Annotated in this window: 12 protein-coding genes; all 12 read right to left on the bottom strand. The window is 66.9% G+C overall.

From position 1 onward, the window contains the following. Positions 1-18: 18 nt before the first annotated feature. The 12 genes from Mal64_RS18500 to Mal64_RS18450 all read right to left on the bottom strand — a co-directional run bounded on the left by Mal64_RS18500 (position 19) and on the right by Mal64_RS18450 (position 12,530). Positions 19-1,584, bottom strand: a complete 1,566-nt coding sequence (locus tag Mal64_RS18500) for a pectate lyase family protein (RefSeq protein ID WP_146403107.1) — start codon at positions 1,582-1,584, stop codon at positions 19-21. 427 nt (positions 1,585-2,011) lie between these two features. Beyond that, the gene (locus Mal64_RS19995; protein ID WP_197525879.1) at positions 2,012-2,164 is read right to left on the bottom strand and encodes a hypothetical protein; all 153 of its coding nucleotides are present in this window, start codon (positions 2,162-2,164) and stop codon (positions 2,012-2,014) included. Between the two features lie 85 nt (positions 2,165-2,249). Beyond that, complete coding sequence (locus tag Mal64_RS18495) at positions 2,250-3,269, bottom strand: hypothetical protein (RefSeq protein WP_146403105.1); 1,020 nt, start codon at positions 3,267-3,269, stop codon at positions 2,250-2,252. 458 nt (positions 3,270-3,727) lie between these two features. Continuing rightward, positions 3,728-4,603: a hypothetical protein gene (locus Mal64_RS18490; RefSeq protein WP_146403103.1), complete on the bottom strand. Its 876-nt coding sequence runs from the start codon at positions 4,601-4,603 to the stop codon at positions 3,728-3,730. A 32-nt stretch (positions 4,604-4,635) separates the two neighbouring features. Further along, entirely contained in the window at positions 4,636-5,514 is an 879-nt protein-coding gene (locus tag Mal64_RS18485; protein ID WP_146403100.1) for an NAD(+)/NADH kinase, read from the bottom strand. A gap of 96 nt (positions 5,515-5,610) precedes the next feature. Continuing rightward, positions 5,611-7,536, bottom strand: coding sequence for a 1-deoxy-D-xylulose-5-phosphate synthase (gene dxs, locus Mal64_RS18480; RefSeq protein WP_146403098.1), 1,926 nt, complete (start codon positions 7,534-7,536; stop codon positions 5,611-5,613). Positions 7,537-7,608: 72 nt separating this feature from the next. Continuing rightward, positions 7,609-8,538 (bottom strand): polyprenyl synthetase family protein, encoded by a 930-nt coding sequence (locus tag Mal64_RS18475; RefSeq protein ID WP_146403096.1) that lies wholly within the window; start codon positions 8,536-8,538, stop codon positions 7,609-7,611. Between the two features lie 42 nt (positions 8,539-8,580). After that, on the bottom strand, positions 8,581-8,973 hold the full coding sequence (gene xseB, locus Mal64_RS18470) for an exodeoxyribonuclease VII small subunit (protein ID WP_146403094.1): 393 nt from the start codon (positions 8,971-8,973) through the stop codon (positions 8,581-8,583). 159 nt (positions 8,974-9,132) lie between these two features. Then, a complete protein-coding gene (xseA, locus tag Mal64_RS18465) occupies positions 9,133-10,362 on the bottom strand; it encodes an exodeoxyribonuclease VII large subunit (RefSeq protein WP_231993845.1) in 1,230 nt (409 codons plus the stop codon). Positions 10,363-10,411: 49 nt separating this feature from the next. Then, positions 10,412-11,155, bottom strand: coding sequence for a lysophospholipid acyltransferase family protein (locus Mal64_RS18460; protein ID WP_146403090.1), 744 nt, complete (start codon positions 11,153-11,155; stop codon positions 10,412-10,414). A gap of 97 nt (positions 11,156-11,252) precedes the next feature. Continuing rightward, positions 11,253-12,113: a diaminopimelate epimerase gene (dapF, locus tag Mal64_RS18455; protein WP_146403088.1), complete on the bottom strand. Its 861-nt coding sequence runs from the start codon at positions 12,111-12,113 to the stop codon at positions 11,253-11,255. Between the two features lie 51 nt (positions 12,114-12,164). Then, positions 12,165-12,530, bottom strand: coding sequence for a hypothetical protein (locus Mal64_RS18450; protein WP_146403086.1), 366 nt, complete (start codon positions 12,528-12,530; stop codon positions 12,165-12,167). Positions 12,531-12,751 lie beyond the last annotated feature (221 nt).

The following is a 12,751-nucleotide window of genomic DNA, read 5'->3' as shown; positions in this document are numbered from 1 at the left end:
CCCGCGGCCGACACGATCTCAGCCGCTGATCGTGTCGACGTTGTTGCCGAGGTTCGTGTAGTCGACCTTTTCCCGCGGGTCGGTCCCGTTGAGGAACTCCTCGACGTTCGTGTAGCCGTCGCCGTCGGCGTCCGTGGCGCCGTCGTCGGCCGAGTCGCTGGCGAGACCGTGCTCCTGCTCCCAGCCGTCGGGCATGCCGTCGTGGTCGCTGTCGGCGGGCACTTGGTCGGCGTCGTAGGCGTACTCGGGGTATCCGCCTACCTCGTCGGGGTGTAGCAAGACGCCCTCGCCGTGGCTGACCTCGCCGCTGCGGACCATCTCGGTCACGCGCTCGTCGACCGCGTCGCGGCGGGGCAGGGTGGCGCCCGACTTGGAGAGCACTTCGTCGTAAGCCTGATGGGCCGTCTGCTGGTTGACCGGCCAGGCCTCGAACGGGGTGAGGACCCGGGCGTGCTCCATGTCGAGCGAGCCCGCCTTCAGCCGGATCCCCTTCCAGTTGTCGGCCGTTACCTCGGGGAAGCCATCGACGTGGTTGCCGGCCACGTACCACTTGCCGGGCCGCTTGCCGGCGGTGGGGTACCAGCCGCCCGCCTTGAAGCGTCCCTTGGGCGAGTTCTGATCACGCTGCTCGATGCGAGCGATGATGTTGACCATGTTGTCGTTGGTCGCCGGCCCCGACTTGTAGTAGTTGTTGATGACGTTGATCAGCGACGTCTCGTCGCCGCCGTCCATCGTGCGGTGGCCCCAGTTGAAGATCACGTTGTTGCGATAGTCGAACTTGCCGCTCATGCCGATCGACGGGTTGCGGCCCGTGTTGCAGGCGAACAGGTTGTGGTGGAAGGTCGAGTCGCGGCCGCCCCAGGTGCCGCCGAACTCGTGCCCCGGGCCGAGCGCCTCGCTCGAGATGCAGTACTGGATGGTGAGGTTGCAAACGGGGTGCTTGATCTGGGCCACGTTGCCGTGGATCGCGGGGACTTCCGCCTCACGGTCCACCCAGCGGTAAAGCGAGAGGTTCTCGTCGCGTCCCCAACTGGCCGAGCAGTGGTCCACGATCACCTGCCCGCGCGGGTGCCCGCCGATGTTGTCCGAGCCCTGCCCGCCCGAGGGATTGCCGCGCCGCACTCGCAGGTGCCGCAGCACGACGTTGCTCGTGTTGATGTTGAGCGAGTGGTTCGTGATGCAGACTCCGTCGCCCGGCGCCGACTGGCCGGCGATCGTGATGTTCGGGTGGTCGATGTCGAGGTTCGACTCGAGCTCGATCTTGCCCGCGACGCGGAACACCACGATCCGCGCCCCTTCCGCGTCGATCGCGGCCCGCAGGCTGCCCGGGCCGCTGTCGTCGAGAGTGGTCACCGCGATGACTTTCCCGCCGCGTCCGCCCGTGGCGTACATCCCTCCGCCCCACGCGCCGGGGAAGGCCGGCAGGCCGTAGGGGATGTCGAACGGCATCGGCGGCGCCATTGCCGGCGTTGGCTCGGCGGCCGACGAGGCGGGGGCGTCCGCAGCGGCCGGCAGGCTCGTGGCAATGATCAAGAAGGCCAGCAGTGCGGCGCCGAGTTGTTTAACGCGGGGGGTCGTCGTCACGATGAGTAGGCTCCGAGGAGACGAGAGAATGGTCGATTGCGGCGTGGGGCCTGAACGTTCAGTCCTGCTCGTTCACCGCATCCGCTAGTGAGTTGGGCCGAGGCGAGAAAGACGCTGCACACCCCGACAAAGAGCGTTGCAGCGCGAGCCCGTGAAAAAGCACGCCGCCTCCAATGCGGACCATTCTCGCCCGCCGGCCGCCGGCAAGCAACGATCCGAGGGCCGTAAACCAGCACCGGTTTTCAGCCATCGAGCAGCGAAACGGTAATGGAGCCCACTTACCGAGACGGTCCGGTCCGCAGAGAAGCAGAAAAACAGCCCCAACCCCGCCCCGTGTGCGCAGCCCTGCCGACCAGACCAACCGCCTGCGCAGCGAGTCGCCCGGAAAGCTAAAAGCGGATACGGCGAGGCGTAGCAGCAGCGGCGCTCACGGCTTCGAAGCCACGCTCGCCGCGCGCGTTTTCAGCCGCTCTTCCATCCGCGTCACCAAGTGCATGCTGCTGCTCGGGCCGGCGTAGCCGAGCACCCGGCCGGCGTCGCGGTCGAAGCGGATCTGGCCGTCCGTCTGGCGAAGTCCCAAGCAGCCGCACCATGCGGCTTGGGCGCCGGTTCTTTACGGAAATGCCAGAGCGTTCTCTACTCGCAACGTGGTACTCTCGCAGCTTCTATCGCATTCTCGATAAACGACTGCACGAGATCGCACAAAACGCCATCGCCACCACCGTGAAGCCCATTGGCTCGGGCACGTAGACCAGTTCGGCGCCCATCGTCGCATTCCGATATAGAGGGTCGTCCGATACCAGTCGGGCAGCGGCGCCTTGCCGGAGTTCAAACAATCCCCCATCGTTGCCGCTAACTACGGCGTAGAGCGAGTTGTGAGGGCCGAAAGCCATCGCCCGGATAACGCCCTCGAGCGAGAACGAGGCTTGGAAGGCGCCCGTCGGATCGAACAGGGATGCATCGCCGTCTTCCCCATTCGCGATGGCGATGAATCTGCTGTTTGAGAGAGCCAAGGTCGCTCCGGGGGCAGGCGCGCCCAAAGTCGTTAAGTCGATCAGGAGTTGATCGTCGACAATCTCATAATCCCCCGAGAGGTCTTCGACGTACTCCTGACGGCGCAAGCCGTCTTGAGTGAGAAGTAGCAGGGTATTGGTCCCGTCGAATTCAAGGTCAATACCGAAACCTAAAGGGGTCTGTACTCCCCTTCTGCTTTCACTAATCTCGTAAAACCAAACAGCGGCCCTGCCCGCCGGCAAGGTCGCAAATACCCCGGTGCTGCTCGCCGAGAGCCCTGTACGGATAGTTAATATGAATTCATCCTCTACTAGAAGCTTGGGAGGCTTGCCCGGCTGAACCTCGTAGATCCCGTTGTAGGCGCCCGTGGGCGCGATCCCATAGACTCGGCCCCCCGTGGAGTCGAGAGCGCCAACAGCTCCTGACATGGGAACGGCTTCCAGTAGGTTGCCGTCGATGTCGTTAAAAGAAACTTCCGCCCCTTGGCCAGGGTAGTAGGCAAACATCCCCGCGGCGAAGCAGGTTAGGCCCGCGGAGGAGTTGATAATAGTCGCCGCGACCACGAAGGCAAAAAGCTTTGTCGTGCATCGAGAGCAACTTGATGATTTGCAGCGTTCGTGATGATCGAGCATGGATGCGGTAATTGAATGCCGTGCGGTAGTTAAACGCATGGCTGGTATTGTAACAGACGGACGTTAGGTCGGAGAATCGCCAGCTCAAACCGCTTGGCCCAAGAATGGTTTTGCGCGAATTGCACCGATACCGTCCCGCCGATTTCTCGCCGCAAGCCGGGCGTGGCGCCCCCCACCTACGACAAAATCGCGAGTTGCCAAGAATGGCTGCTGCGCGCGACCCAATAGCGATTGTCGAAATTAGGTGAAACCGCTGCTACAGAGATAATTGGGCGCCGCAGGGGCGTTTTTCTGACGACTTCTGCATTCTTTCGGACGAGAGCGTCATTTTACCTCGCAGAGCTGCGTAAAATGGATGCCCGTTCCGGGGGGACGTGTGAAAAACTCTTTTCAAGCGGCCCGCGGCGCGCGCCTGAAAAATATTTTTGGCCGCGCGGAGTGGCGATCCGCTTTCAGCCCCAAAATGCTGACCGCAGACAGCTGATCGCTAATTCCCCTCACTTTGGCTTCGAAGCCACGCTCGCCGCGCGCGTTTTCAGCCGCTCTTCCATGCGCGTCACCAAGTGCATGCTGCTGCTCGGGCCGGCGTAGCCGAGCACGCGGCGGTCGACGTCGAGCCGCTGCGAGAGCACCCGGCCGGCGTCGATGTCGAAGCGGATCTGGCCGTCCGTCTGGCGGGCGGCGAGCTGACCGTCGATCTCCGGCGTGGTCGAAGAGAGCACCTGGTACTGCAGCTTGATCACGGCGACGCCGTTCTCGACCGAGCTGAGCGTGAAGTGCCGCCGGCATTGGATCGCCTTCGTGCCGCCGCCGTTGAGTTTCACCTGCACCTCTTGCGGCTCGTCCCAGCTGTCGCCCACGGCGACCGGCTCCTTGGGCAGCAGCACCGTGATCGAGGCGTTCGGGTCGGCGGCCGGTTGGTGGTGCTTCACGTCGCGCGACTTGACCTCGCCCCACGGCGTGATCGTCACAGAACTGAGCACCACGCCGACCGCCTTGGCCGCGTCCTCGAATCCGGGCGGCGGGGCGTCGTCCTCGGTGCTGTCGAACACCATCTCGGCGCGGTCGGGCAGCTTGTTCTCCATCCGCACGCGCTCGACCAGGTTCTGGAACTCGATCGAGCCGTCCGGCGTCACATCGATCACCTTCCAGACCTTCAGGCTGGTGGTCTTGGTCTGCGCCTGCTGGGTGGTCCCCTCCATCGTGTTGCGAACGCTGGAGCGTTGGTCGACGTCCCAGCGGAGCGTCTCGCCCGTGCGGAATTTGTAGCGAAGCGTGTGCTTCTCGTCCCGCTTTTCGGCGGCCCAGGCGTCGGCGCCCATGAGGGCGATCATGGCGACGAGCGTCGCTGTGCGAAAGAATCGATTGAGCATGCTCAGCTTCCTTGCTGTTAATAGTCGATTTTCTAGGGCGTTTCCTTTGGCGCTCGCGGGCGGCTGCCCCAGCCGAGTTTGTTGCGGAGCGTTCGGTAATATGTTTGTCCGGCGACCTCGACCATCTGGAACACGGCGGGCGAACGCTCGACGCGGACCCGGTCGCCGGGCCTCAGCGGGCCGACCACCTTGCCGTCCACCAGCAGCCGCGTGCCGGGATTCGGGTCGGCCACCACGATCTCGTAGGTGCGGTCGGGCGAGTCGACCACCGGCCGCACAGTCAGGGTGTGGGGGTTGATCGACGACAGCACGACCGCGTCGATGTCCTTGCGGAGGATCGGGCCGCCGATCGCCAGGTTGTGGGCCGTCGAGCCGACAGGCGTGCCGACCAGGAAGCCGTCGCAACTGTAAGTCGCCGCCAAATCACCGTCAACGTAGAGTTGGGCGTCGATCATGCGGAACGGCTCGCCCGCTAGCACCGCCGCCTCGTTGAGCGCGAGCCGCGAGGTCTCGGCGCCGTCGGCCGCCACGAGCGTGCAGTCGAGCATCACGTGGCGCACGATGCGGAATTTGCCGGCGGCGATCTCGCCGAGCGCCTTGTCGAGCCGCTCAGGGTTGAGCCCCGCCAGAAACCCGAGTCTGCCCAGGTTCACACCGACGATCGGCGCTTGGTTGCGGCCCATCGCCCGGGCGGTGCGCAGCATCGTGCCATCGCCCCCCATGGCGACCACCCATTCGGCCCCGTCGGGACCGAGCTCCTTCTCGTCGATCGCCTGGTCGAGGTCCTCGTGGGTCGAGGCGACCTCAAAGTGCTGGCGGACGATTGGCGCCAGCGCGGCGGCCCGGTCACGCAGCTCCTGCCGCGAGCCGTCGAAGGCGAGGAGGACACGGCTGGGGGGCGGGGTGGGCATACTGCTTAATGGGAATGACCAATGACCAATCCCCAATGACCAAATTTGTTTTGCCCCCACGCCGTAAGGGGCATCGGGGCTTGGCCATTGGGATTTCTAAAAATCTGCGTTTGCGTCCACGGCGGAAGCGTGGGCGGTGTTAGCCTCGCGGCACGTACGGGCGACACCCGCGGCGTCGAGCCCCAGGTCGGCGAGCAGCTCCTCGCGTTCGCCGTGCTCAATGTACTGGTCGGGGATGCCAAGCCTGCGGACGTGGCTAGTGTTCACACCGGCGTCGGCGGCCGCTTCGAGCACCGCGCTGCCGAAGCCGCCGGCCAGGGCCGCCTCTTCGACAGTGACGACGAACGGCGCCTCGCTCAGGATCGGCAGGATCGTCTCGCTGTCGAGCGGCTTGATGAAGCGGGCGTTGACGACCGTGAGGCTGAGGCCCTCTTCCGTGCGCAGCCGGTCGGCCGCCTGGAGGCACTCGCCCAGCAGCGCCCCGCCGCAGAGGATGGCGCCATCAGGACCGTCGCGCAAGACTTCGGCCTTGCCCAGCGTGATCGGCTCCCGCGGGCCCTCGACGAACGTCTCGGCCGACTTCGGGTAACGGATCGCCGCGGGGCCGTCGTGCGTGAGGGCCCAGTCGAGCATCGCCGTCAGGTCGGCCGCATCGCCCGGGGCCAGGACGGTCATGTTCGGGAAGACGCGCAGGTAGCTGAGGTCGAACACGCCGTGGTGCGTCGGGCCGTCGGGGCCGGCCAAGCCGCCGCGGTCGAGGGTGAACGTGACCGGCAGGTTCTGCAGGGCGACCTCCTGGAAGATGTGGTCGAACGCCCGCTGCAAGAAGGTGCTGTAGATGTCGACGATCGGCCGCATGCCCGCCTTCGCCTGGCCGGCGGCGAACGCCACGGCGTGGGCCTCGCAGATGCCGACGTCGAAGAGTCGCTCGGGGAAATCGTTCCGCACGCGCTCGAGCTTGTTGCCCTGGCACATCGCGGCGGTGATCACGGACACTCGTTCGTCGCGGCCCAACGCGGCGTGGATCGCTTCGCTCGCGGTGTGCGTGTAGGTGCGGCTCGACGATTTTTTCATCGCCACGACACGCCCCTCGCTGCGCTCGAACACCGGCGGGGCGTGGAACGTCACCGGGTCCTCGGCCGCCGGCCGGAAGCCGTGGCCCTTCTCCGTCACGACGTGCAGCAGCACAGGCCCGTCGCTCGCCTTGAGCATGCGGAGGTACTTGCGTGTGAGTCGCAGGTTGTGGCCGTCGATCGGGCCGACGTAGCGCATGCCGAACTCTTCGAACAACATGCCGCCGTGCAGGCCCGCCTTGGCGGCCTCTTTGACCTGGGCCAAGAGACGCTCGGTCGGGTCGCCCAGCAGCGGCACGTGCGAGAGGACCTTGGCGACCTCCTCTTTGAGGCCCGTGTAGACGGGGTTCATCCGCAGGCGGTCGAAGTAGTCGGCCACGCCGCCCACGCGTGGGCAGATCGACATCTGGTTGTCGTTGAGCACGACCAAGAGACGCCGGCCATCGCGCTTAGCGTTGTTGAGCGCCTCGTAGATGGGCCCCGAGGGGAATGCGCCGTCGCCCACCACGGCCACGGTCCAGCGGTCCTCCTCCTCACGCATCAACCGGTCGCCGCTCGCCAGGCCCAAGGCCGTCGACACGCTGGCGCCGGCGTGGCCCGTGACAAAGAGGTCGTACTCGCTCTCTGTCGGGTTGGGGTAGCCCATCAGGCCCCCCTTCGTGCGGATCGTGGGGAACTCGTCGTAACGCCCCGTCACGAGCTTGTGCGGGTAGATCTGGTGCCCGGTGTCCCAGATCAGCCGGTCGCGGGCGAAATCGAACGTGGTGTGCAGCGCCAGGCAGAGCTCCACCACGCCGAGGTTCGAGGCGAAGTGGGCGCTGCGCGCCGCCACCAGGTTGCAGAGCGTCTCACGGATCTCCTCGGCCAACTGCTCGAGCTCGAGGAGCGAGAGCGGGTCGAGGTCACGCGGTGAGGCGAGCTTCGGCAAGATTTTCAGGGAGTCGCTCATGCGATGAGTCGTGGATCCGGATTGCGGCGCCGCGGCGAAGTGGCGGACCATTCTATTGTAGTCACGCCGGGGCTAATGGCTGCGGTGATGCACCTTATCGACGAGCGCCCGCAGCGGGTCGGCCGTCGCGTCGAGCGGCTCGAGCGACTGCAACGCTTCGGCGGCCGTGCGATCGGCGAACTCGCGGGTCGCCTCAACGCCCATCAGCACCGGGTAGGTCAGTTTGCCGCGGCCCTCGTCTTTTCCGGTCCGTTTGCCAACTTCTTCGGCGTCGCCGGTGGCGTCGAGCAGGTCGTCGGTCACCTGGAACAACAGCCCGAGCCGCTCGCCGAAGGCGGTGAGGGTGGAGAGGATCTCCTGGCTTGCCCCGGCCACGATCGCGCCGAGCCGCAGCGAGACGGTGATCATCGCGCCGGTTTTGCGGGCGTGGATCCGCTCGAGCCGCTGGCGGAGCTGCTGGGTCTCGACGAGCGCTTCGGCGCCGGCCAGGTCGTCGACTTGGCCGCCCACTAGCGCCTCGGCTCCGGCGGCGCGGGCCAGCTCGGCGCAGCAACGGGCGGCGGTATCGGCGGGAGAGAGGCCGGCGAGCAGTTCGAAAGCCAAAGGCTGCAGGGCGTCGCCCGCCAACACGGCGGTCGCCTCGTCGAAACGCTTGTGGCAGGTAGGCCGGCCGCGACGCAGGTCGTCGTCGTCCATCGCCGGCAAATCGTCGTGAGCGAGTGAGTAAGCGTGGATCAGCTCCACCGCGCAAGCGGCGGGCAGGGCGGCCGGGGCGTCGCCGCCGCACGCCTCCGCCGCCATCAGCACCAGCCGCGGCCGCAGCCGTTTGCCGGGGCCGAGCACGGTGTAGCGGAGCGCTTCGGCCAACAGCGGCGGGCAGCGATCTTCGCCCGGCAGGCAGCGCTGGAGAGCGGCCTCGATGATCGCGCCGTGCGGGTCATCGCCAACAGTGGGGAACGGCGCGGCGTGGTCAACGGCGGCGGAAGGGGAGGGCAGCGGCATGGGCGGGGGGCGATGAGGGCGGGATTCCTTCAGCACGTCAGTCTAAAAGAGCCCGCCGCTATCGTCCACGCCGCCCCGCGGCCCGCCGCCGCCCTTTGCGGCTTTGGCCGTTCTTTTACCGGCCCGGCTGGGCCCGGAGCCGCCGTCGGAGGACTCGTCGAACGGCTCGGTCACGGGGTTCCCCTCGGCGTCGAAGCCGCTCAGCAGCTCGATCCGCCGCTCGGCTCGCTCCAGCTCGGCGTGGCAACGCTTGAGGCTCGCGACGCCCTCTTCGTAGCGCTCGATCGCGTCCGACAGGCCGAGCTCGCCCCGTTCGAGCTCCTCGACAATCGTCTCCAACGAGCCGAGCGACTCCTCGAACGAGACTTGATCGTCCGGTGCTTGGTCGTCGCCGGCCGGTTTCTTCTTGGCGATCTTCTTTTTCTTTAGCGCCATGGGGCGGCTCACCGTGCGATGGTTTGTGAAGCAGTATAGTGCTGGTGTCTGTAGGGAACGCCCTCTGTGGCGTTCCGGCCTCGGGGACACGCCCGTCCGCCAGGGGTCGGAACGCCACGGAGGGCGTTCCCTACAGGAACTCGAAACTCCTTACGATCATCACTCTTCTGACGCGACGACGCTGTAGACCGTCCCGTCGGCTAGCCGCGTCGCTAGCCGTTGGCCCTGTTTCGTTTCGCCGGCCGAGCGCACCAGGCGGCCGGTCTCTTCGTCGGTCGTCACGCTGTAGCCACGCGCCAGCACGCCTAGCGGGCTGAGCGATTCGAGCTGGGCGGCTTGGGCCGCCAGCTGCGCGCGGCGGTCGCGGCCGATCCGCTGCGCGGCGCGGCGGCCCTGGGCGTCGAGCTCGTCGAGCCGGCGGCGGGCGTCTTCGACCAGTGCGAAGGGGCGGGCCAACGGCCGCCGTCGGGCGAGTTCGGCGAGACGCTCGCGCGCCATCCGCACACGCCGCCGCAGCACGCCGTGCAACCGCTCGCCGCGGTCAGTGAGGCTGGCCGTGACTTCTTCGAGCGAGGGGACCACGCGCTCGGCCGCCTCGCTCGGGGTGAGCGCCCGCACGTCGGCGGCGAAGTCGCACAGCGTGGTGTCGATCTCGTGGCCGACGGCCGAGACGGTCGGCGTGTTCGAAGCGGCGATCGCGCGGACGGCCGGCTCTTCGTTGAACGCCCACAGGTCCTCGATGCTGCCGCCGCCGCGGCCGACGACCAGCACATCGAGAGCGGGTTGCACGCGGTTTGCGGCTTCGATCGCGCGGGCGATCTCCTCGCTGGCCCCATCGCCTTGCACGCGGGTGGGGATGACGAGCACCTCGGCGCCGGCCCAGCGGCGACGCAAGACCTCAAGAAAATCGCGCACGGCCGCCCCGGTGGGGCTCGTGACAAAGCCGATCCGCTTCGGAAAGCGGGGGAGGGGGCGTTTGCGGTCGCGGTCGAAGAGGCCTTCCGTCTCGAGCTTGTCGCGCAGCTTGCGCAACGCGAGCTCGAGGGCGCCGACGCCTTGCGGCTGGGCGCTGTCGACCACGAGTTGGTAACTCCCACGCGGCGCGTAGACATCCAAGCGGCCGCGGCAGACGATCTCGAGCCCGTCGGTCAGATCAAACTTGAGCCGCTGCGCCGAGCCGCGCCAAACGACCGCGCGGATCTGGGCGTTGTCGTCCTTCAGCGTGAAGTAGCAGTGCCCCGACTGCGGGCGTGAGAAGTTTGAAACCTCTCCCGCGACCCACACGGAGGGGAACGAATCTTCGACGAGCCCTTTGATCTGGGCCGTGAGCTGCGAGACGGAGAGCGCCTGATCGGCGTTCTGGGCGTCGTGGTGGGGGGCGAACGACAAGCGGGCGGTCCGTGCGCGAGGCTGAGGCGTCGTGAGTAACGCCGGCATTCTACGCCGCGGGCCGGCAGGTTTGAAGCGACTCATGCACGTTGGGCGCCGCTTGGCGCCGGCAGGCAAGGCCGTCGGAGCGGCTCACACGGCCCTCGGCCCACGCCTCCGCCTGCTCGTTCACGTCGACCAGCACGCGCTCGACTTGCACGCGACGCCGTTCGAGCCCCGCGCGGTTGAGCCCGGCGGGCACGTGCAGCGGTTCGCTCATCACCACGCGCGCGGTGGAGAAGGGTCGCGGGATCACAAACCGGTCCCAACTCGAGAGCCGCCAAGGCTGCTTGCAGCCGAATCCGAGCGCGACGATCGGCACGCCGAGCTTCGAAGCCAAATAGATCGGCCCGGGGGCGAGCTGGCGTCGTGGGCCGCGGGGGCCGTCGGGGGTGATGGCCAAGTGGCGATGGCGCCCCTCGGCCGCCAAGGTTTTGAGCGCCGCCACCCCGCCACGGCCGGTCGAGCCGCGCACAAAGCCGAACCCCGACCGGCGGGCGATCACCTCCAAAACGTCGGCGTCGCGGTGGCGGCTCAGCAGCATCGTCACCCCGCAGTTCGGCCGCAAGTAGAGCGGCAGCAAGATGTTCTCGTGCCAGAAAACGAACAAGTAGGGTCCCGCCGGCCCGTGCACCGGGTCCACGCACGGCTCGGCGTAGGCCACACGGTAGCGGAGGGTGCTCATCAGCGCGTAGATCGACCATTGCACGCCAACGCCAAGGGCCTCGTTCGCTGTGGGGCTGTTGATCTTCATTCCGTTAAAGATTGGGAGCTGCTCTGACCAAATCCCATGACCAATGCTGGAATCCAACCCCCTTGGACACTGGGCTTGGTCCGTTGGTCATTCCTGTTCACTCGGGCCACTCGCCGGTGAATACCTCCACCGCCGGGCCGGTCTTGTACACGCGGTTGTCGGACTCGTTCCACTCCAATTCGAGCTCGCCGCCCAACAACTCGACCGTGATCTTCCGTTCGGTGCGGCCGGAGAGCACCCCAGCAACGCAGACGGCGCTCGCGCCGGTGCCGCAGGCCAGCGTTTCGCCCGACCCACGCTCCCAGGTGCGCTGCCTCACCCGGGTGGGAGAGATGAGTTCGACAAACTCGGCGTTCACCCTCTCGGGGAACATCTCGTGGTTCTCGAGGTGCGGCCCGTAATTGACCACCAGGTCGTGCGGCGCGCCCGGTTCGGGCAGCTCGGGCACGAACTCCACGCAGTGCGGGTTGCCCATCGAGACGGCGGTGACCTTGAGCAGCCGGTCGCCGATCGTCAGGTCGGCGTCGCAGACGGCGCCCTCTTGGTTGGCCTTCAGCCGCGTGGGGACCTTGGCGGGGTCGAGGATCGGCTCGCCCATGTCGACGCGCACACGCGTCACCTTGCCCCCCTCGACCACGAGGTCGAGCGGATAGGTCTCACCGAACGACTCGACCGTGAGCGTTTCCTTGGTGCAGCGACCGTGGTCGTAAAGGTACTTGGCGACGCACCGCACGGCGTTGCCGCACATTTGCGACGCGGAGCCGTCGGCGTTGAACATGCGCATCTCGGCGTCGGCTTTGTCGCTCGGGCCGATGAGCACGAGCCCGTCGGCGCCAACGCCGAAGTGGCGATCCGACACGCGGCGGGCCAGCTCGGCCGGGTCGCTAGGCGCCGTCTCGGAAAAGCAATCGACGTAAACGTAGTCGTTGCCGGCGCCTTGCATCTTGGTGAAGCGCATGGGGGTCTCGGATCGGTTGGCTGGAGGCGGCGGTGGTCGCCTAAGGTTTAATCATCCCATCAGATCGAGCCGCTCTCCGGCGCCGCCGGTCGAGGGGGGACGCCGTTTCGATGGGGCCGTGGGGGAGTCGCCATCCGCCGCAGACTCCCCCGACTGTTGCTGCTCGTCTTGTTGGTCGTCAGGCTCTTGGTCGTTGGGGCTTTCCCACAGCTTGCGGCCGTCGGCGTCGCGGTCTGCGGCGCCTTGGTCCTCGTCGGTCTGCCCCACGCCCGAGGCCTTCTCGGTCTTGAGGCTGGAGTCGACGCTGCGCTCTTGGGCGCTGGAGTCTTGCTTCGCTCGTTCGGCCGAGCCGGCCGATTGCTGCAAGGGCGAACCGGCGGCGCTGCCGATGATTCCTCCCACGGGTCCCATGCTCATGACATCGCTCCTTTGAAGGACACGTTTGTCGGGGCGCGCCGGCGGCCGGGGATGGGCGTCAACGCGGGTTGAAGTGCTTCGCTAGGCTTCGCTCGTTGTCTCGCTGGTCGGAAGGGCGTCAATCCAAGGTGTTACGTAAGTCTACTGCGCCGATTGGTGGGCGGCGCCCCCGTGCGAGCGGCTTGCCGCTCCTGCCTTCGCGTGGTGTTTATCGCACGCCG

The sequence above is a fragment of the Pseudobythopirellula maris genome (assembly GCF_007859945.1).
Lineage (GTDB): Bacteria > Planctomycetota > Planctomycetia > Pirellulales > Lacipirellulaceae > Pseudobythopirellula > Pseudobythopirellula maris.
This window is presented reverse-complemented; position numbering and strand designations above follow the sequence as displayed.